This window comes from Streptomyces sp. B21-105 (assembly GCF_036898465.1).
Classification (GTDB): domain Bacteria; phylum Actinomycetota; class Actinomycetes; order Streptomycetales; family Streptomycetaceae; genus Streptomyces.
The window spans coordinates 7,184,332-7,204,870 of sequence record NZ_JARUMJ010000001.1; the positions used below are offsets into that span (position 1 = coordinate 7,184,332).

Annotated in this window: 17 protein-coding genes; 11 read left to right on the forward strand and 6 right to left on the reverse strand. The window is 71.7% G+C overall.

Features of this window, described 5'->3' with window-relative positions:
- The 3 genes from QA802_RS32280 to QA802_RS32290 form a co-directional block, all read right to left on the reverse strand.
- On the reverse strand, positions 1-1,320 hold the full coding sequence (locus QA802_RS32280) for a nucleotide sugar dehydrogenase (protein ID WP_319168920.1): 1,320 nt from the start codon (positions 1,318-1,320) through the stop codon (positions 1-3).
- A gap of 226 nt (positions 1,321-1,546) precedes the next feature.
- On the reverse strand, positions 1,547-3,025 hold the full coding sequence (locus QA802_RS32285) for a sugar transferase (RefSeq protein WP_334535014.1): 1,479 nt from the start codon (positions 3,023-3,025) through the stop codon (positions 1,547-1,549).
- 954 nt (positions 3,026-3,979) lie between these two features.
- The gene (locus QA802_RS32290) at positions 3,980-4,171 is read right to left on the reverse strand and encodes a hypothetical protein (RefSeq protein ID WP_334530117.1); all 192 of its coding nucleotides are present in this window, start codon (positions 4,169-4,171) and stop codon (positions 3,980-3,982) included.
- A 215-nt stretch (positions 4,172-4,386) separates the two neighbouring features.
- Between QA802_RS32290 and QA802_RS32295 the strand changes: the two genes are divergently transcribed.
- The 8 genes from QA802_RS32295 to QA802_RS32330 all read left to right on the forward strand — a co-directional run bounded on the left by QA802_RS32295 (position 4,387) and on the right by QA802_RS32330 (position 13,847).
- Positions 4,387-4,776, forward strand: a complete 390-nt coding sequence (locus QA802_RS32295; protein WP_319168924.1) for a cell division protein SepF — start codon at positions 4,387-4,389, stop codon at positions 4,774-4,776.
- An 81-nt stretch (positions 4,777-4,857) separates the two neighbouring features.
- A complete protein-coding gene (locus QA802_RS32300; protein WP_334530120.1) occupies positions 4,858-6,282 on the forward strand; it encodes an AAA family ATPase in 1,425 nt (474 codons plus the stop codon).
- Complete coding sequence (locus QA802_RS32305) at positions 6,279-6,608, forward strand: nucleotide pyrophosphohydrolase (protein ID WP_334530123.1); 330 nt, start codon at positions 6,279-6,281, stop codon at positions 6,606-6,608. The genes QA802_RS32300 and QA802_RS32305 overlap by 4 nt, the downstream gene beginning before the upstream one ends.
- 203 nt (positions 6,609-6,811) lie before the next feature.
- Positions 6,812-7,291 (forward strand): DUF6099 family protein, encoded by a 480-nt coding sequence (locus tag QA802_RS32310; RefSeq protein WP_334535016.1) that lies wholly within the window; start codon positions 6,812-6,814, stop codon positions 7,289-7,291.
- Positions 7,292-7,435: 144 nt separating this feature from the next.
- Complete coding sequence (locus QA802_RS32315; protein ID WP_334530126.1) at positions 7,436-8,359, forward strand: LLM class F420-dependent oxidoreductase; 924 nt, start codon at positions 7,436-7,438, stop codon at positions 8,357-8,359.
- A 175-nt stretch (positions 8,360-8,534) separates the two neighbouring features.
- Positions 8,535-9,443: a DUF4232 domain-containing protein gene (locus QA802_RS32320; RefSeq protein ID WP_334530129.1), complete on the forward strand. Its 909-nt coding sequence runs from the start codon at positions 8,535-8,537 to the stop codon at positions 9,441-9,443.
- 271 nt (positions 9,444-9,714) lie between these two features.
- On the forward strand, positions 9,715-11,271 hold the full coding sequence (locus QA802_RS32325) for a 3' terminal RNA ribose 2'-O-methyltransferase Hen1 (protein ID WP_334530132.1): 1,557 nt from the start codon (positions 9,715-9,717) through the stop codon (positions 11,269-11,271).
- Entirely contained in the window at positions 11,268-13,847 is a 2,580-nt protein-coding gene (locus QA802_RS32330; protein WP_334530135.1) for a polynucleotide kinase-phosphatase, read from the forward strand. Before QA802_RS32325 ends, QA802_RS32330 begins: the two co-directional genes overlap by 4 nt.
- 151 nt (positions 13,848-13,998) lie before the next feature.
- Here the strand turns inward: QA802_RS32330 and QA802_RS32335 are convergent, their stop codons facing one another.
- Together QA802_RS32335 and QA802_RS32340 are read right to left on the reverse strand one after the other, a co-directional pair.
- Positions 13,999-14,913, reverse strand: a complete 915-nt coding sequence (locus QA802_RS32335; protein ID WP_334530138.1) for an NAD(+)/NADH kinase — start codon at positions 14,911-14,913, stop codon at positions 13,999-14,001.
- A complete protein-coding gene (locus QA802_RS32340) occupies positions 14,910-16,073 on the reverse strand; it encodes an SPFH domain-containing protein (RefSeq protein ID WP_334530141.1) in 1,164 nt (387 codons plus the stop codon). Before QA802_RS32340 ends, QA802_RS32335 begins: the two co-directional genes overlap by 4 nt.
- A gap of 162 nt (positions 16,074-16,235) precedes the next feature.
- On the opposite strand from QA802_RS32340, the gene QA802_RS32345 reads away from it, so the two are divergent.
- On the forward strand, positions 16,236-17,459 hold the full coding sequence (locus QA802_RS32345; RefSeq protein ID WP_334530144.1) for an arginine deiminase: 1,224 nt from the start codon (positions 16,236-16,238) through the stop codon (positions 17,457-17,459).
- Between the two features lie 59 nt (positions 17,460-17,518).
- A complete protein-coding gene (gene argF / locus QA802_RS32350) occupies positions 17,519-18,538 on the forward strand; it encodes an ornithine carbamoyltransferase (RefSeq protein ID WP_334530147.1) in 1,020 nt (339 codons plus the stop codon).
- Positions 18,539-18,655: 117 nt separating this feature from the next.
- Here argF and QA802_RS32355 read toward each other — a convergent pair whose 3' ends face one another.
- Positions 18,656-19,141 carry an ATP-binding protein gene (locus QA802_RS32355; protein ID WP_334530150.1) on the reverse strand — a complete coding sequence of 162 codons (486 nt, stop codon included), beginning with the start codon at positions 19,139-19,141 and terminating at the stop codon, positions 18,656-18,658.
- Positions 19,142-19,497: 356 nt separating this feature from the next.
- Here QA802_RS32355 and QA802_RS32360 point away from each other — a divergent pair, with 356 nt between their 5' ends.
- Positions 19,498-20,325: an enoyl-CoA hydratase family protein gene (locus QA802_RS32360; RefSeq protein ID WP_334530153.1), complete on the forward strand. Its 828-nt coding sequence runs from the start codon at positions 19,498-19,500 to the stop codon at positions 20,323-20,325.
- Positions 20,326-20,539: the final 214 nt, after the last annotated feature.

Sequence of the window (20,539 nt, forward strand, 5' to 3'; positions counted from 1 at the left end):
TCACCAGGCAAGGCCCACGTACCCCCGGTCGGCCCGCCGCGCGTCGGCGTCGGGGAGATGGACGAGGTCGACGATCACCGGACCGTCGTCGCCACGGGGCAGCGCCGACAGCACGGCCGGGTCCCTCGTCCCGACCAGGCACACCTCGGCGTGGTCCAGCACCTCCTCGACGGAGTCCGCGAGCAGTTGCGCGAGATGCGGCAGCCGGGTCTCGATGTACTCCCGGTTCGCGCCGAGCAGCCGGGACATGCTCACGTTCGCGTCGTAGATCTTCAGGTCGTACCCCTTGCCGAAGAGCCGCTCCGCCAGCTCGACGAGCGGGCTCTCGCGAAGGTCGTCGGTGCCGGGCTTGAAGGACAGCCCGAACAGGCCCGCCCGGCGTTTCCCGGTGCGCTCCACCAGCTCCACCGCACGCTGCAGATGGTCGGAGTTGGAGGGCAGCACATGGGACAGGATGGGCACCGAGACGTCGGCCCGCTGCGCCGCGTGGACCAGGCTGCGCAGGTCCTTGGGCAGGCACGAGCCGCCGAAGGCGAAGCCGGGCCGCAGATAGGCGGGGCTGATGTTCAGTTTGCGGTCGGCCAGGAACACGTCCATCACCTGGTGCGAGTCCACGCCGAGCGCCTGGCACACCGCGCCCAGCTCGTTCGCGAAACCGATCTTGAGGCCGTGGAACGCGTTGTCCGCGTACTTGATCGCCTCGGCGGTCGGGACCGGCACCCGGAACACCTCGCCGGGCAGGTCCCCGTACAGCGCCGCCACCGCGTCGCCGCTCGCCGGGTCGAGTTCGCCGATGACGGTCTTGGGCGGGTCGAAGAAGTCCCGCACGCTGGTGCCCTCGCGCAGGAACTCAGGGTTGACCGCGACCCCGACGTCCACCCCGGCCGTGCCCCCGACGTACTTCTCCAGGATCGGCACCAGCAGGTTCAGGCAGGTGCCCGGCAGCATGGTGCTGCGGAACACCACGGTGTGCCGCCCGCCCCGCTCGGCCAGCGCCGCGCCGATCTCCTCGGTGACCCGCTCCAAGTACGTCGTGCACAGGCTGCCGTTGGGCTCCGACGGCGTGCCCACGCAGACCAGCGAGATCTCACTGTCCATGATCGCCTCGCGGACGTCGCCGGTGGCGCGCAGCGCCCCGGTCCGCACGACGCCGGCGATGAGCTCGCCGATGCGCTCCTCCACCACCGGTGCCTTGCCGTCGTTGACCAGGTCGACCTTCACCTGGTTGACGTCCACCCCGACGACCTCGTGACCCATGCTCGCCAGGCACGCGGCCGACACACAGCCCACGTAGCCGAGCCCGAAAACGCTGACCTTCATGACCCGTTCCTCCCCCCGGGCAGGCCCTCACGGCCTGCGGTCCGCACACCGACGGGGCCGTCGGATCGCAGCCCCCCGCGCATCCGTTGACCCGCGCGTATCCGTTGGCCTCCGCGTATCCGTAGGCCCTCGCGCATCAGTCGCCCCCCGTGCATCAGTTCCCCTCGGCGCATCTGTCGCCCCCGGCACGTCAGTCGCCCCCGGCGCCTCAGCGGGCCCCGGCGCATCAGTAGGCCCCCTGGCCGTAGAGCACCGCACGCAGCGTCTTCCACAAGATCACCGTGTCCAGGGCGAGCGACCAGTCCTCCACGTACCGCAGGTCCAGCCGTACCGCCTCCTCCCACGACAGGTCACTGCGTCCGCTGATCTGCCACAGACCGGTGAGCCCGGGTTTGACCAGCAGCCGCCGCCGGATGTCCGGGCCGTACGCGGCGGACTCCTCCGGCAGCGGGGGCCGCGGGCCGACGAGCGACATCGATCCGGTGAGCACGTTGAACAACTGCGGGAGTTCGTCGATCGAGTACCGGCGCAGCACCGCTCCCACCCGGGTCACCCGCGGATCCCGGCGGAGCTTGAACAGCGGACCGGCGCCCTCGTTGAGGGCGGACAGCTGGGCCCGCGCCCGGTCGGCGTCGGCGACCATGGTGCGGAACTTGAGAATGGTGAACTCGCCGCCGTCCTTGCCGACTCTGCGCTGTCGGTAGAACACCCCGCCCCGGCTGTCCACCAGCACGAGCAGCCCGACGCACACCATCAGCGGCGCGAACACGACGAGCAGGACCGCCGCGCCCATCCGGTCGACGACGCCCTTGACCGCCCGGCGGCCCCCGGTGAAGGTCGGCATGCTGACCCGCAGCAGCGGGATGCCGAGCACCGCGTCGATGTGCAGCCGCGGGCCGGCCACCTCCATCAGCACGGGGGCCACGACCATCTCGGCGTCGCTGCCCTCGAGGTTCCAGGCCAGCCGCTGCAGCCGGTCCGGTGACCAGTACGGGTCCGGGGTGACCGCGACGACCCGGTAGCCGTCGCGGCGCACATGGCCCGCGACGTCCGCCAGCCGGCCGACGACCGGCACTCCCTCCACCAGGTCGCCGTCGAGCGCGAGACCGTCCGTCGTGCACACCGCGTCCACCCGCCAGCCGAGGTGCGGGAACTTGCGGGTCCGGGCGATCAGGTCGCGCACGGTGGCCGGGCTGCCGGCGGCGAGCACCGGTCGCAGACACCGTCCTTCCTTCCGCTGTTTGTGCAGCCAAAGCCGCAGCACATACCGCGCCGTCATGGTGACGATCGCGATCGCGGGGACCGCGACGAAGATCCAGAGCTTGATGTTGCGCGAGGTGAGGGCGATCCCGCCGAGCGCCAGGACGACGGTCGCCGCGAACAGCGAACGTCCGAGCCGGCGGAACTCCTCGGCGCCCTGGCCGAGCACGGCCGGAGCCCACGACCGGCTCACCGCGAGCGCCCCCAGCACCAGCAACTCGGTGCCGAACGCGAGAATGCCCCACTTCTCATGCCAGTTGGCCGCGTCCCGGGCCCCGAAGAAGTTGCCGATGCCCGCCACCACGAACGCGGTGGCCGCGGTATCGCTGATGATCACGGTACGGCGGTACCGCTGCTCCCAGTCGATGGCGGGCCGGCTGATCGTGTCGTTCTCCAGACGCCCGCGCGCCGACGGAAACGGGCTGACTAGCTCCCCTTGCCGCACAGAACCCCCCAGGTTCCCCAGTGGTTCGACGTGTTCGCCTAACACTGATTCCTCCCCCCGGGAGGCCCCCGCCCCCCGTACCGTCCCTCCCCTCGGGAGGCCCCCGCCCCCCTTGTCGCGCTGTTCCTCCCGCGGCAGGCCCCCGCCCCCCGCGCACGACATCCCGGTATTCCAGCGCTATGTGAACACCCACCCCGGCGGCAGCGGACGCACAGGTCCTGCCCGACTCTCGAGGTGTGCGGCGACCCGTCGAAGATCTCGGATGCTCCCCGCACCCGAGCCCCTCCAGGGCCCCATGAATCGATCACCCCCACGTCCGGCGCCGGGGACGCGACTACCGCCCTTTCGTAACGCCAGACCTATAGATCATTACGGGTCGCCTCGTGTTCGAACGGCCGAAGCAAGGTCAATCTAGACCATCGGGGGCCGGTATGAAGAGAGTATGTGTGTAATTTGTGCTCGAGCTTTGCGGCTGATCCGTCGATCGACGACCGCCTACAGGTCCGTTGACGCCGACACGCGTCGCGGCAGCTCGCCCGGCCCCGGCCGTGGCTGCCGCGCGGCGGAGGCTCGCGCTCCACAACAGGCTTCCCCCACGCCCACGTTGGGCGGCGACCGCCCGGTGCTCGCGCACGGCGGCGTGTCGCCGCGAGTCCCCGAGGTGGCGGGGCGACCGCCCGGCCGTCGTGCCGCAGGAATTGATCACGAATGGCGCGGGGCGACATCTCCGAGGACGGCCGAACCCGCCCCGACCCTCCCCGTTCCGGGCCGCCGGCCGATGAATGACGAATCCCCTTGAATCCGCGTTGACATATGCCGAAGGCAATTCACCACATGGTCGTGCCGTCTCGGTACGGCGAAAACACCAAGAGGGGCAACCGGCTTGCTTTATCGGGTGCGAACTCGATGATCAATTGCGTCACCCGACAAGGGGGAAGCCGCAGCCGCGTCGGCTCAAGCGTCGGCCGGCCCGGTGCTCGCCCCGGGGTGGGCGTCGGCGTCGGCTTCGGCGTCGGCTGCGGTCCTGGCAGCGTTGTCGGGCAGCGGGCCGCTCAGGGCGGCGCATTGTTCAGGGCCCATCACGTGGTCCAGCGCCGCGGTGACCGTCTCGGCGAGCGACGCCGTCACCGCCACCCTCCGCTTCACGCGCAAGCCCGCCTGACGAGGGCCGCTCTCCGGCGAGGGCCGGGGGCCGCTCTCCGGCGAGGGCCGGGGGCCGCTCTCCGGCGGCGGCGCGACGAACGGGCGTCTCGGGGGAGGCGGTGCGGTGGCGGCCCGTGTCGCTGTTGGGCCGAACGGGTGACTTGGCGTAAGAATTGACTGGTGGACGCATTGAAGGCGAGTCAGTTCGGGGGGTGCCGGTGAACCGTTACGACGTCACCGATGAGCAGTGGGAAGGGCTCGCACAGGTCGTTCCGTTGCGCGGCCGGGACGCGTGGCCCTCGGCGGTGGACCACCGCTCGCTCCCGGACTCCGAGACGGAGACCCGGCGCCGTTTCGTCGTCCTGCGGGTCAACGTCTTCGCGGACGCCCGTGAGGTCGCCGAGACGCTGATGGCGGGCATCCCGGTGCTGCTCGACCTGACCGGGGCGGAGACCGACACCGCCAAACGGGTGCTGGACTTCTCCACCGGGGTCGTCTTCGGCCTCGCCAGCGGTATGCACCGGGTCGACCGCAACGTCTTCCTGCTCACCCCGCCGGGCACCGAGGTCGGCGGGATCATGGAGGGAGCCGGCGTACCGGAGGTCTGAGGTGCGGGGCACGTCGCTCGATGGTGGGAAGCTCGTCGGGGCGTAACGGTTCGGCTGACGGTGGAGTCCTACCGTCCGGACATGCCCTCGTCGTTCTCCTCTTCCGCCCCCCTGCCGCACGCCGCTCCTGTGCCGCGCGCCGCCCACGTGCCGCACGCCGCGCCCGACGGGGCGGCGACCGGGGACGCGCCCCCCATCGTGCCCGCACAGGCGAAGCCACAGCCGCAGCCGCAGCCGCAGACGTATCGCCACGGGGAGCAGCAGACCGCGCCCCGTGGCGGCGGCGTGCGGACGGCAGCCGCCGGCGGGCTCACGCCACCGCCACCGCCATCGCGCGCCCGTCCGGCGTCCGAGCCCGCCGCAACGGCGTCCACATCCCTGCGGCAACCGCGAGCTTGCGTCACCGAGTTGCGGCTCTCCGCTTTCGCGGGACATCGGGGCGCGCGGTTCCCGCTGGGGGCCGTCACCTTGTTCACCGGGGCCAGCGGCACCGGAAAGAGCACGGCGCTGCGGGCGTACGAGGCGCTGGCGCGGCTCGGGGGAGGAGCACGGCTGGCCGAGGTGTTCGCCGATCCGGTCGCGTGCGTGCCGCAGGGCGCACGCCCCGACGCGCAGCGACGCCGCGGATTCCGTATCGGCTGCACGGCCGACGGCCCCGCCGGGCCGGTCCGGCTCGACGTCGCCGTGCAGGCCGAGCCGGAACTGCGCATCGTCGGCGAGCGGCTGAGCGCGGGCGGCGTCGTCCTGCTGGAGACCGCGCTGCGCGATCCCGGACGGCGCACGGTGCAGGCCGCCTGGCACACCGGTGGCTCCGCGCCGGTGACCCGCGCCCCGCTGCCCGACGACCGCCTCGGCACCGCGCTGCTGCCGCTGCGCGTCGCGGGCAAGACCGACGGCCAGCGACAGGTGCTGGCCGCCGCCGAACAGATGGTGGTCGCCCTGCGGTCCGTCTTCGCCTGCGATCCGCAGCCCGACTGGATGGGCGTCCCCGTCCCCACCGGCTCCGGCCGCCTGCTGACCGGCTGCGACAACCTCGCCGCCGTCCTCTGGCGCATCCGCGAGGAATGCGGACGGCGGCACGCGGCCCTGGTGGCCGCGCTGTCCGCCGGATCCGCGGGACGCGCCGGGCCGGTGGTGGACCTTCGCGCCGAACCACTGCCCGACGGCACGGTCCGCGCGGTGCTCGACCGCGCAGGCGGCGGGTGTACGGAACTCGCCCGGCTGGGATACGGCGAACTGCGCTACCTCGCCCTCGCCCTGGTGCTGCTCACCGGGCCGGGCGTCCTCGACGTCGACCCGGCCGGCGAGGTTCCCGCCGCGACGCAGACCCTCACTCTGCTCGCCGACGGCCTGGACCGCGGCCTCGACGTCCGACAGCGCGCCGAACTGCTGCGCCTGGCGGTGCGGATGGCCGAACGCGGGCACATCCGCTGCGTCGGCGCGGTCAGCGACGGCTCCTGGGCCGCCCGTACCGACGGCGTGACGGTGGTAGACCTGGGTCCGTGACGAAACGACACCTGGATGTGGCGAAACTGCAGCGCAGACTGGCCGAGTTCGCGGCCGTGCGGAACTGGCAGCCCTTCCACACGCCCAAGAACCTCGTCGCCGCGCTCAGCGTGGAGGCGTCCGAACTCGTCGAGATCTTCCAGTGGCTGACGCCGGAGGAGTCGGCCCGCGTGATGGACGATCCCGACACCGCCCACCGCGTGACGGACGAGGTCGCCGACGTGCTCGCCTATCTGCTGCAACTGTGCGAGGTGCTCGGGATCGACCCCCTGACGGCGCTGGACGCGAAGATCGACCGCAACGAGCGCAGATTCCCCGCCCCTTAGTGGCACCCCGCAGCGGCCACTTCGGCGGAGCGGGACAATCCGATTTCACTCTCCGCAGTCAACCGGCGGACCGAAACCGATTTGTTGTCCACAGATTTCCGTCATCCTCTGGCTTTTCGCCCCTCACGCCCTCACTCTGGGTAGTGAACAAGGGTGTTCGGGTGGGCGTGCGAACCAGCACGTCCGGACAGACGGGGCGGCGTATGGACGCGGTGCGGCTCATCCTGACGAGCAGACGCGAGCTGGCGGACAGCGGCGAAGGAGCGGAGATCCTCACGCAGGTGTGGCAGGCGCAGGCCCTGGCGCAGGCGATCGGCAGCCGCCTCGCCGTCTCGGGCCCGCCCGAACTGCGCGGCGAGGCGCTGGGCCTGACGGAACTGGCGGGCCGGGGCTGCGGCGTGCTGGGCGCTCCGGACCTCGATCCGGGGGAGTTGCTCGCCGCCCGGCTGACCGAACTGGAGGACGCCCGCCAGGCGCTGCTCGATCTGGCCGGCCTGCTCGGCGAGGTCGGCATCGCCCTGGTCGGCCTGGCCAGCTCGGCGGACGACCAGGGCACGTACTGGAAGTGCATGGAGGCCATCGACGCGGCGGACGAGTCCCGGGACCGGGTCCTGGAGATGCTGCGCAAACTGACGGCACGCGAGGAACGGGAGGAACGGGAGGCCGCGGTACCGGAGCGTTGAGCACCTGTGCGGAGCCCTGAGCACCTGGCCGGACGTTGAGAGCCTGGTCGGAACGGTGAGAACCCGGGTCCGGCGGCGGCCGGGGCTCGGTGGCGTCCGGGGTCCGGTGGGGTCGCCGGGACGGACGGAGTGCAGGATGGAGGCATGGATCTTCGCATCTTCACCGAGCCCCAGCAGGGGGCGACCTACGACACCCTCCTCACCGTGGCGAAAGCCACCGAGGACCTCGGGTTCGACGCCTTCTTCCGGTCCGATCATTATCTGAAGATGGGCGACGTGAGCGGTCTTCCGGGCCCCACGGACGCCTGGATCACCCTGGCCGGTCTCGCCCGCGAAACGAAGCGCATCCGCCTCGGCACCCTGATGACCGCCGGCACCTTCCGGCTGCCCGGCGTGCTCGCCATCCAGGTCGCGCAGGTGGACCAGATGTCCGGCGGGCGCATCGAACTGGGCCTCGGCACAGGCTGGTTCGAGGAGGAGCACAGGGCGTACGGCATCCCCTTCCCGAAGGAGAAGTTCGGCCGGCTGGAGGAGCAGCTGGAGATCGTCACGGGCCTGTGGGCAACCGAGCCCGGCAAGACCTACGACTTCCACGGCACGTACTACGAGCTCACCGGCTCGCCCGCGCTGCCCAAGCCCGCACAGGCGAAGATCCCCGTGCTGATCGGCGGGAACGGCGCGACCCGCACCCCGCGGCTCGCCGCCCGGTTCGCCGACGAGTTCAACATGCCGTTCGGCACGGTCGAGGACAGCGAGCGGCAGTTCGGCCGGGTGCGGGCGGCCGCCGAGGAGATCGGGCGCGACGCGGACGCGATCACTCTGTCCAACGCCCTCGTCGTCTGCGTCGGCAAGGACGACCAGGAGCTCGCCCGGCGGGCCGCCGCGATCGGCCGCGAGGTCGACGAGCTTCGCACCAACGGGCTGGCCGGTTCCCCGGCCGAGGTCGTCGACAGGATCGGCCGCTTCGCCGAGATCGGCTCCCGGCGGATGTACCTCCAGGTCCTGGACCTGCACGACCTGGACCACCTGGAACTGATCTCCGCGCAGGTGCAGGCGCAGCTGCCGTAGGTCACAGGGCGCGAGAGGCCGGGAACGCGAGAGGCCGGGGCGGGCTCGGTTGCGCGGGCTCGGTGGCGCGTCCGAACACCGGGAGGGCGCCTGGCCGGTGATCTGTGACACGGCTGTGACCGGAGGAGTGGCCTCCGTCACGGCCGGTCCGGCGGGGCCCTGATGGGGTTGCCGGATGCGCAGACCCGCCCTCCTCCTCACCGCCGTCGCCGCCGCGCTGCTGCTCACAGCGTGCGGATCGGAACACGCCGGCACGCAGAACGGGGGTGCCCGCGCAGGCGGTTCGACGTCGCCCTCCCCGGTCGACCGGCCCGCGGTCGACGGCGTGCGGATCACCTCGGTGACCATCCCCTCCGCGTCCCCCTCCGCTTCTGTGGCGGCTCCCGTTTCCGCCGCCTACGAGGTGGTCAACTCGACCCCCGGCGCTCTGACGTACACCGTCCTCTTCGGCTTCACGACGAGCACGGGCGGGGCCATGGGCAACCAGAAGGTGACCGTCCGCTCGGTCGGAGCGGGCCGTACGGTCACCGGGACCGTACGGATGGCGACGCTCCCACCGGGAGCGCCTCCGGTGACGACGGTGAAGGTCGCCCAGGTCACCAAGGTGCCCGCGGACGAGGCGCCGACCGAACCGGGAGTCTGCCCGCCCTCCGGCGTCCGGGTCACCGCCGACGACGGCGACGCCGCCATGGGCCTGCGTGTCGTGGGACTGTTCCTGGAGAACTGCGGGACCAAGAACCGCACCCTCGAGGGCTACCCGCGACTGAGCCTGCTCGACGACGATCTCCAGCCGGTCCGGGGCGTCAAGGTGATGAAGGGCAGCGGCGGAATCGCCACCGTCACCGGATTCGACGACCAGCCCCGGGCCGTGACCCTGAAGCCCGGGGAGCGGGCGCGCGCCGGGATGATGTGGCGCAACACCACCGGCTTCGGCGAGGCCGTCGACGTCCCCTACGTCAGGGTGCGCGCCACGGCCGGCGCCGCGCCGGTGACGGTGACCCCCCACCTGGACCTCGGCACCACGGGGAAACTGGGAGTCAGCCCGTGGCGCAGGGCGGAGGAGCCGGCCGGTATCGGCTCCTAGCCCGGCCGTCCGTCCCAGCCCCGGCCGTCCAGGACGTTCCCCGCGGCCGTTCCCCGCGGCCGTTCCCCGCGGCCGTTCCCCGCGGCCGTTCCCCATGGCCGACGCCCATGGCCGTCCCCCGTGGCCGACCCCCGCGGCTGACCAGGGACGACGGTGCCGGGCGGCACCGAAATTCCCGCGTGCCGACGAAGGTACGTCGATAGGTTGGAGTGCGCGTGAGCACGTGAGAAGCGTTCCCGCACCCCATCCGCACTCATCCGAGGCACCCACCGTGTTCCTGACGATCAGCACCACCGGCATCCCCGAACGCCCGGCCACCGACCTGGGCTTCCTGCTGCACAAGCACCCCGAGAAAACGCAGGCGTTCTCGACCTCCTACGGCACGGCCCACGTCTTCTATCCACAGGCCGACGCCGAGCGCTGCACCGCGGCGCTGCTGCTGGAGCTCGACGCCGTGGCGCTGGTCCGGCGCGGCAAGGGCAAGGGCCGCGGCGGCGCTCCCGACACCGCCCTCGCCCAGTACGTCAACGACCGCCCCTACGCGGCCTCCTCGCTGCTCGCGGTGGCGCTCAGCGGCGTGTTCTCCAGCGCGATGCGCGGCGTCTGTGCGGCGAAGCCCGAACTGCCCGCACAGACAAGGCCGTTGCACGTGGAGGTGCCCGCGCTGCCCGCCCGCGGCGGCACCGGTCTGGTCCGCGCCCTGTTCGAGCCGCTCGGCTGGACGGCGAGCGCCGAACCGATCGCCCTCGACACGGAGTTCCCGCAGTGGGGCGACTCGCGGTACGTGAGCCTGGTCCTGGAGTCGGAGACGCTCACCCTCGCCGAGGCCCTGCGTCACCTGTACGTCCTGCTGCCCGTCCTCGACGACGCCAAGCACTACTGGGTGTCGTCCGACGAGGTCGACAAACTGCTGCGCGCCGGCGAGGGCTGGCTGCCCGACCACCCCGAGCAGAAACTGATCACCAGCCGTTACCTGTCCCGTCGCTGGTCTCTGACCCGGCAGGCGATGGAGCGGCTGGAACTGGTCCGGCTCGCCGAGGCCGACGACAGCGAGGTCGACGAGATCGACAACGCGGTCGGGGCGGATGCCGAGACGGAGGAGAAGCCGACACCGCTGGCCGTGCAGCGGCGCGACGCGATCGTCGCCGCGCTGACCGAGGCCGGCGCCGCCCGGGTCCTCGACCTCGGCTGCGGCCAGGGCCAGCTGGTGCAGGCGCTGCTCAAGGACCGGCGGTTCACCGAGATCGTCGGCGTCGACGTGTCGATGCGCGCGCTCACCATCGCCTCCCGTCGGCTGAAGCTCGACCGTATGGGGGAGCGGCAGGCCTCGCGCGTGCGGCTCCTGCAAGGCTCCCTCGCCTACACCGACACCCGCCTCAAGGGCTACGACGCCGCCGTGCTCAGCGAGGTGATCGAACACCTCGACCTGCCCCGGCTGCCCGCCCTGGAGTACGCGGTGTTCGGTTCCGCCCGCCCGCGCACGGTCCTCGTGACCACCCCGAACGTCGAGTACAACGTGCGCTGGGAGAGCCTGCCGGCCGGACACGTCCGGCACGGCGACCACCGCTTCGAGTGGACCCGCGAGGAGTTCCGGACGTGGGCGTCGCAGGTCGCCGAACGCCACGGATACGACGTCCGGTTCACCCCGGTCGGACCGGACGACCCGGAGGTCGGCCCGCCCACCCAGATGGCCGTCTTCGAGCTGAGCACCGCCACCACGACCACAACCGCCACCACGACCGCAACCGCCACCACGACCGCAACCACCGCTACAGCCGACGCCGACGCCGGCACCGGCGCCGAGAAGAAGGAGGCGAAGGCAGCATGACCGACACCCGAGTACCTCCGAAGCAGGGCCGCGTGCTGCCCGTCACCGACCTGTCCCTCGTCGTGCTCGTCGGCGCGTCGGGATCCGGCAAGTCCACCTTCGCCCGCCGCCACTTCAAGCCCACCGAGATCATCTCCTCCGACTTCTGCCGAGGCCTCGTCTCCGACGACGAGAACGACCAGAGCGCCACCCGGGACGCCTTCGACGTCCTGCACTACATCGCCGGCAAACGGCTCGCGGCCGGCCGTCGCACGGTCGTCGACGCGACCAGCGTGCAGCCGGACGCCCGACGCCAACTCGTCGACCTGGCACGCCAGTACGACGTGCTGCCCATCGCCGTCGTGCTGGACGTGCCGGAAGAGGTGTGCGCCGAACGCAACGCCGCCCGCACCGACCGCGCCGACATGCCGCGCCGCGTCATCCAGCGCCACATCCGTGAACTGAGGCGTTCCCTGCGGGGCCTGGAACGCGAAGGCTTCCGCAAGGTGCACATCCTGCGCGGCGTCGAGGACGTCGACAACGCCACGATCGTCACCGAGAAGCGCTTCAACGACCTGACCCACCTCACCGGCCCCTTCGACATCATCGGCGACATCCACGGCTGCGCCTTCGAACTGGAGTCGCTGCTCGGCAAGTTGGGCTATGCCGACGGCGTCCACCCGGAAGGCCGGCAGGCCGTGTTCGTCGGCGACCTCGTCGACCGGGGCCCGGACAGCCCGGCCGTGCTGCGCCGCGTGATGTCCATGGTCAAGTCGGGCAACGCCCTGTGCGTCCCCGGCAACCACGAGAACAAGTACGGCCGGTTCCTCAAGGGCCGCAACGTCCAGCACACCCACGGACTCGCCGAGACCATCGAGCAGATGGCGGGCGAGAGCGACGAGTTCCGCACCGAGGTAAGGGAGTTCATCGACAAACTGGTCAGCCACTACGTCCTCGACGGCGGACGGCTGGTCGTCTGCCACGCCGGTCTGCCGGAGAAGTACCACGGCCGCACCTCCGGCCGCGTCCGCTCGCACGCGCTCTACGGCGAGACCACCGGCGAGACCGACGAGTTCGGCCTGCCCGTCCGCTACCCGTGGGCGGAGGACTACCGGGGCCGCGCGGCCGTCGTGTACGGCCACACGCCCGTGCCCGAGGCCACCTGGCTGAACAACACCATCTGCCTGGACACCGGCGTCGTCTTCGGCGGCAAGCTGACCGCGTTGCGCTGGCCGGAGCGCGAACTGGTCGACGTCCCGGCGGAGCAGGTCTGGTACGAGCCGGTGAAGCCGCTGCGGTCCGAGGCTCCGGGCGGCCACGACGGCCGACCGCTGGACCTGGCGGACGTCCACGGCCGACGCATCGTCGAAACCCGTTACGACGGCCAGCGCCGTATCTCGATCCGGGAGGAGAACGCCGCCGCGGCCCTCGAGGTCATGAGCCGGTTCGCCGTCGATCCGCGCCTGCTGCCCTACCTTCCGCCGACCATGGCCCCGACCGCCACCAGCCGGGTGGACGGCTACCTGGAGCACCCGGCGGAGGCGTTCGCGCAGTACGCTCGCGACGGCGTCGCACGGGTCGTGTGCGAGGAGAAGCACATGGGCTCGCGCGCGGTGGCCCTGGTCTGCCGCGACGCGGAAACAGCCCACAAGCGTTTCGGCACGGCAGGCACCGTCGGCGGCGACGACGGCCCCACCGGGTCTCTCTACACCCGCACCGGCCGCCCGTTCTTCGACGACGTCAAGGTCACCGAGGAGATCCTCGGCCGGATACGCGCGGCGGCGGACGAGGCCGGCCTCTGGACGGAGCTGGACACCGACTGGCTGCTGCTGGACGCGGAGCTGATGCCGTGGTCGCTGAAGGCGTCGGGCCTGCTGCGTTCGCAGTACGCGGCCGTGGGCGCCGCCTCCGGCGCCGTCTTCCCGGGTGCGCTCGCCGCTCTGGACGGAGCCGCGGCCAGGGGCGTCGACGTCGCCGACCTGCTCGCCCGCCAGCGTGAACGCGCCTCGGACGCGGCGGCGTTCACCGACGCCTACCGACGCTACTGCTGGACGACGGACGGTCTGGACGGCGTACGCCTCGCCCCGTTCCAGATCCTCGCCGTCCAGGGCCGCAGCCTCGCCGGCCTGCCGCACGACGAACAACTGTCGCTCCTCGACCGGCTGGTGGAGCACGACACCACCGGCCTGCTCCGGACCACCCGCCGCCTGTACGTCGACACGGCCGACCCCGAGTCGGTCCGGGCCGGCGTCGACTGGTGGCTGGAGATGACGGGACGCGGCGGCGAGGGCATGGTCGTCAAGCCGCTGGGCGCGCTGTGCCGGGACGGAGAGGGCCGCCTGGTCCAGCCCGGCATCAAGTGCCGGGGCCGCGAGTATCTCCGGATCATCTACGGCCCGGAGTACACCCGCCCGGACAACCTCACCCGGCTGCGCGGCCGCTTCCTCAACCACAAGCGGTCGCTGGCGATCCGTGAGTACGCCCTCGGCCTGGAGTCCCTGTCCCGGCTGGCGGAGGGCGAGCCGCTGTGGCGCGTCCACGAGGCGGTCTTCGGCGTCCTCGCCCTGGAATCGGAACCGGTCGACCCCCGACTGTGAGGCCGTAGCCGACGACGCTCGGCTGTGCCCTGTCGGGCCCGGCCCGTCCGGCGACGTATCGCGCGCAGCGCGGTGGCGGCGTCGGACGGGCCGCGCGCCTCACCCCGCCCGTGCGAGCCGCGCAGGCGGGCCCCTGAAACGCCGGCGCCGCTCACCCCGCCAGCCGTAGCCGCTCCCCGCACACCCCCACCCGCACCCGCTGCCCCCACGTCAGTTCCAGGGCGTCGCTCTCGATGCCGTCGCCGAAGGCGATGAGGCGCTCCGACTCGACCGTCAGCGTCAGCCGGCCGCCGGCCGCGAGCTCGCCCGCGACCAGGGACGTTCCGGTCGCCGGGGACGGCCAGGCCTCCCGCACGAACCACACCAGCCGGTCCTCCGTCGGCCCCGGCAGCCGTAGGCGACCGTCGCTCCCGGCCCCGCCCCGCTCCTGCCACACCGACCGGAGCCAGCCGGTCGCCCCCGTGCCCGTGCCCACCAGCACCCCGGAGGAGGCCTGGGCCTCGACGACACCCCCGTCGTCGTCGAGGCCCAGGCGGTAACGGGCGGTCTGATGACCTGCGGCGCCCAGATAGATCTCGTTGAGGGCCAGCAGCCGTTGGGTGTCGTCCGCGACCGCTTCCACCATGGTCAGCTCGTCCCGACCGACGCCGGCCGCCAGGACGGAGGGCAGGAGCGACGCGGCGTCCCGCGGCCGGTGACGGACCAGGACGCCCGGGTTGCGGCCCGGATCGGTGTCGATGCCCACCACCGGCTGCCCGGTCAGGTACTTGGCGACGTTCGCCACCAGACCGTCCTGACCGACCACGACCACCACGTCCTCCGGCGCGAACAGGAAACGGTCCAAGTCGGCCCGCTCCACCCGTGTCTGACGCCAAGTTAGAGGAATCGCCGCCGTCACCTCCGCCAGCGCCCGCCGGGTGCGGCGGTGGCGTTCGGCGACCTCCTCGATGTCCCGGCCCCGCGAGGAGAGGAAGAAGGCGGCCTGGCCGTGCGTGCCGTGCCGGGCCGTCAACTCCTCGTACTCCGTGGTGCGATGGACCAGCACGGCCCGCGGGGCGAGACTCACTCGGTCGCTCCCAGCTTGGCCAGCAGCCCCGTCAGCACATCCGGCGAGATCGTCACGCTGTCGATGTGCGGCAGGTTCTCCGCGAGCCGGGTCCCGGTGAGGGCGTGCAGCGTCGCCACGTCGACGTCCCCGTGCACCCGCAGCCAGGCGGCCTGCGCCTGGGCCCGCGCCTCGCCGACCTCGCGCGCCGCCTCCGCCTCGGCGCGGGCGAGCTGGACCGAGCGGGCCGCCTCCGCCTCGGAGAGCCGGACCAGACGCACCGCCTCCGCCTGCGCCAACCGCTCGGTGCGCAGCGCCTCGGCGTCCGCCAGCCGTATCTGCTTCGCCGCCTCCGCCTCCCCGAGCTTCACCGACCGGGCCGCCTCCGCCTCCGCGAGTCGCACGGTCCGCGTCGCCTCCGCCTCGGCCCGCACCTTGTCCGCGGCGGCGCTCTCCTCCGCCTCGCGACGGGTGTTCGTGCCGCGCTGCTCGACCAGCTGTTCTTCACGGCGGGCCAGCTCGATCTTGCTGGCCAGCTCGTTCTCCGCGATCGTCCGCTCCCGTTCGACGGCCACCGCCCGCCGCTCGTACGTCGCCCGGTCGGCCTCCTGCTGGATCAGCTCGCGCGCCGGCGTCCGCAGCGCCCGCTCCACCTCGGGCTCCGGCCGCAGCGCCACCACCCGGACGGCCACGATCTCGATGCCGGTGGCCGGCAGTCGCGGCTCCGCCGCCAGCCCCGCGGCGACCCGCTCCCGCACCGCCGTCACACCGTCCACCAGCGCCGACGACAGCGACGTGCGGGCGAGGACGTCCAACGCGTGCTGCTGCGCCGTCTCGGTCAGCAGGGTGCCGAGCTGTTCCAGCGGCGCGCCGCGCCACGCCCCGGTGTCGGGGTCGATGGAGAAGTCCAGACGGGCGGCGGCCACCGCCGGGTCGCTGATCCGGTACGTCACCGTCGCCTGCACCGCCACATCCTGGAAGTCGACCGTGCGGGCGTGGAACGTCATCGCCAACTCGCGGTCGTCCACCGGCACTTCGGAGAGCGCGGCGCTCAGCGCACGGAACCAGAAGCTGAGCCCCGGCCCGTCGTGCGCCAGTTTGCCGGAACGGTGGTGGCGCACGTGTGCGGTCGGCGCGCCGCGCAGATGGCGCCAGCCCGACCGCCGGGTGATGTCGGCCATGAGTGACCCCCCTCGGTCTCGATTCTCGTCAAAGCGACGATAAGAAAACGATAATCCACCCTCCCCTTGTCGTCAAGGGGACGAAAACCGGGAGCGGGACAAGCCCGCGCGGAAACGGTCCGGTAGCGGGTGAAGGCGGTCCTCGGTGGTCAGGATGGAGGCATGGGATTTCATGTCGACTCCGAAGCCGGGCGCCTGCGCCGCGTCATCCTGCACCGGCCGGATCTCGAGCTCAAAAGGCTCACACCCAGTAACAAGGACGCACTTCTCTTCGACGACGTGCTCTGGGTGCGTCGGGCGCGCGCCGAGCATGACGGGTTCGCCGACGCACTGCGCGACCGCGGCGTCGCCGTCCACCTCTTCGGCGACCTGCTCACCGAGGCCCTGGCGATCCCGGCGGCCCGAGCACTCGTCCTGGACCGCGTCTTCGACGAGAAGGAGTACGGGGTGCTCGCCACCGACCACCTCCGCGCCGCCTTCGAGGACCTGCCCGCCCCGCAACTGGTGGAGGCCCTCGTCGGCGGCATGACCAAGCGGGAGTTTCTGGAAGCGCATCCGGAACCGACCTCCGTGCGTTTCCACGCCATGGAGCTCGACGACTTCCTCCTCGACCCGCTCCCCAACCACCTCTTCACCCGCGACACCTCGGCCTGGATCTACGACGGCGTCGCCATCAACGCCATGCGCTGGCCGGCCCGGCAGCGCGAGACCGTCCACTTCGAGGCCATCTACCGCCATCACCCCCTCTTCCGCGACGAGACGTTCCGCGTCTGGTCCGAGGGGCAGGCCGACTACCCGTCCACCATCGAGGGCGGGGACGTCCTCGTCATCGGCAACGGCGCCGTCCTGATCGGCATGAGCGAGCGCACCACCCCGCAGGCCGTCGAGATGCTCGCCCACAAGCTGTTCGCCGCCGGCTCGGCGCAGACCATCGTGGCGCTCGACATGCCCAAGCGGCGGGCCTTCATGCACCTCGACACCGTGATGACGATGGTCGACGGCGACACCTTCACCCAGTACGCCGGCCTCGGCATGCTCCGCTCGTACACCATCGAACCGGGCGTCGGGGAGAAGGAACTCAAGGTCACCGACCACCCGCCGGAGCACATGCACCGTGCGATCGCCGCCGCCCTCGGCCTCAGCGAGATCCGCGTCCTCACCGCCACCCAGGACGTCCACGCCGCCGAGCGCGAGCAGTGGGACGACGGCTGCAACGTGCTCGCCGTGGAACCGGGCGTCGTCATCGCCTACGAGCGCAACGTCACCACCAACACCCACCTGCGCAAACAAGGGATCGAAGTGATAGAGATCCCCGGCAGCGAACTCGGCCGGGGGAGAGGGGGCCCGCGCTGCATGAGCTGCCCGGTCGAACGCGGCCCTGTATAGAAATGCTAATCTTCGTATAGAGTTCCAGTGTCCTGTTCTCGTATGTCTGGAGCGCCCCCATGGCGACTGTCCCGACCGCCCTCGCCGGCCGCCACTTCCTCAAGGAGCTGGACTTCACGGGGGAGGAGTTCCGTGGCCTGATCGAGCTGGCCGCCGAGCTGAAGGCCGCCAAGAAGGCCGGGGCCGAGGTACAGCACCTGCGCGGCAGGAACATCGCCCTGATCTTCGAGAAGACCTCGACGCGCACCCGCTGCGCGTTCGAGGTCGCCGCCGCCGACCAGGGCGCCTCGACCACCTATCTGGACCCTGCCGGCTCGCAGATCGGCCACAAGGAGTCCGTCAAGGACACCGCGCGCGTGCTGGGCCGGATGTACGACGGCATCGAGTACCGCGGCGACAGCCAGCACAAGGCCGAGGAGCTCGCCGCCCACGCGGGCGTGCCGGTCTTCAACGGCCTCACCGACGACTGGCACCCCACCCAGATGCTCGCCGACGTGCTGACGATGACCGAGCACTGTGCGAAGGGCCTGGACGGCGGGATCGTCTTCGCCTACCTCGGCGACGCGCGCTTCAACATGGGTAACTCCTACCTGATCACCGGGGCGCTGCTCGGCATGGACGTCCGCATCGTCGCGCCGAAGGAGTACTGGCCCGCCGACGAGGTCGTCGCGAAGGCCCGCGAGCTCGCCGCGGACAGCGGGGCCGCCGTCCTGCTCACCGAGGACGTCGCCGAGGGCGTGCGCGGCGCCGACTTCGTCGCCACCGACGTCTGGGTCTCCATGGGCGAGCCCAAGGAGGTCTGGAGCGAGCGGATCGTCGCCCTCGGCCCCTACGCCGTCACCATGGACGTCCTGCGCGCCACCGGGAACCCGGACGTCCGGTTCCTGCACTGCCTGCCGGCCTTCCACGACCTGGGCACCGCGGTCGGCCAGGGGATATACGAGAGCCACGGCCTCGAAAGCCTCGAGGTGACCGACGAGGTCTTCGAGTCGGAGCACTCCGTCGTCTTCGACGAGGCGGAGAACCGTCTGCACACCATCAAGGCCGTCCTGGTCGCCACCCTCGCCGGTCAGTCCTGATCAGGGACCACTGCGGGAGGGACGGGGCGGGACGGGGCGGGATGGGACGGGGTGGGATGGGACGGATGAGGGCAGCGGGGCGGGGTGAGGGCAGCGGGCGGGCCGGGGGCGCCGTGCTCACGCGAGACGCGGACCGCGCTGCGGCGGGACCGCCGCCAGCCGGAACCACACCGCCTTGCCCTGATCGGTGGGCCGGTGCCCGCAGGACGAGCTGAGCGCGCGGATCAGCAGCAGCCCGCGCCCGTGCTCCTGCCAGGGATCGGGCTCCCTGCCGGACGGACGGGTGAGGTCGCCGGGCGGCGCCGGGTCTGCGTCGTGCACCTCGACCTGGCACCCGCTCGGATGCAGCTCCACGACCAGCTCTATGGGCGCGTCCCCCGCGGTGTGCTCCACGGCGTTCGCCACCAGCTCGGCGGTGAGCAGCTCCGCCGTGTCGCTGTCCGCCCCGTGCTTCAGCTCGGCCAGCGCCGTACGGACCAGCGCACGGGCCACCGGCACGGCCGCGGCGGAGTGCGGCAGTGCGATTCGCCAGGAGGCGGCGGAGTCGGAGGGGCGTTCGTGCAAGGCGAGTCCGTTCATGGCGCAGGTTCCCGTGATCGACATCAGGCGTCCTGCCTTCAACTTCAGGAATGGTACGGCGACCTCCGGCAGAGGCGCTCGATGGGCACCGCGCGGGACCTTCGGACCCCGCTGTCGAGCGGCTTACCCGCGTCAACGGTCTCCCTCGCGCACCTGATCCGGTTGTTACCGCCTTATCGACGACCGGTGACGTGTGTGACGGGCGCATGTCGTGCGGTGACACGGCGTTGCACGGCGTTGCACGGCGATGCACGGCGGATCATGTCGTGCGGTGACACGGCGATACACGGCGATTCTGCCCCCGCCGTATATCGCGTACTCATGACGACGGTCACGCGAGGGTGATAACTTCGAAGGCGACTGTCGAGGAGGCCGCCCTCATGAGTCCCTTCACCGGCTCCGCCGCCCGCACCCCCGACTGGCGTCACCTGCACGTCGAGCGCACCGACGGCGTCGCCACCGTCACCCTCGCCCGCCCGGAAAAGCTCAACGCCCTCACTTTCGGCGCCTACGCCGACCTGCGCGATCTGCTCGCCGAGCTGTCCAGGGAGCGGTCGGTCCGCGCCCTGGTGCTGACCGGCGAAGGCCGGGGCTTCTGCTCCGGCGGCGACGTCGACGAGATCATCGGCGCCACCCTCGGCATGGACACCGCTCAGCTCCTCGACTTCAACCGGATGACCGGCCAGGTCGTACGGGCCCTGCGGGAATGCCCGTTCCCGGTGATCGCCGCCGTGCACGGAGTGGCGGCCGGCGCCGGCGCGGTCCTCGCCCTGGCCGCGGACTTCCGGGTCGCCGACCCCGGCGCCCGCTTCGCCTTCCTCTTCACCCGCGTCGGCCTCTCCGGCGGCGACATGGGCGCCGCCTATCTGCTGCCCCGGATCGTCGGGCTCGGCCACGCCACCCGGCTGCTCATGCTCGGCGAACCCGTCCACGCAGCGGAGGCCGAGCGGATCGGCCTGATCAGCGAACTGACCGGGGAAGGGCAGGCGGACGCGGCCGCCCGGACCCTGGCCCGCCGCCTGGCCGACGGCCCGGCACTCGCCTACGCCCAGACGAAAGCGCTGCTGACGGCCGAACTGGACATGCCGCTCGCGGCCTCCGTGGAACTCGACGCCGCCACCCAGGCCCTGCTCATGAACGGCGAGGACTACGCCGAATTCCACGAGGCGTTCACCCAGAAGCGCGCCCCGAAATGGCGAGGCCGATGAAACCGCCTTCGAGAACAACGCCTCCGAGAACAACGCCTTCGAGAACACCGCCTTCCAGGACACCGGTTTCCGCGGCAACGTCGGCGATACCGGTTTCAGGGGCTGGGGCTGGGGCTGGGGCTGGGGCTGGGGCGTCGGGGGCCGCACCGTCCGTTCCACCGGCTTCGGAAACGGCAACGTCCGTGACACCGGTTTCCGAAACGGCAACGGCCGC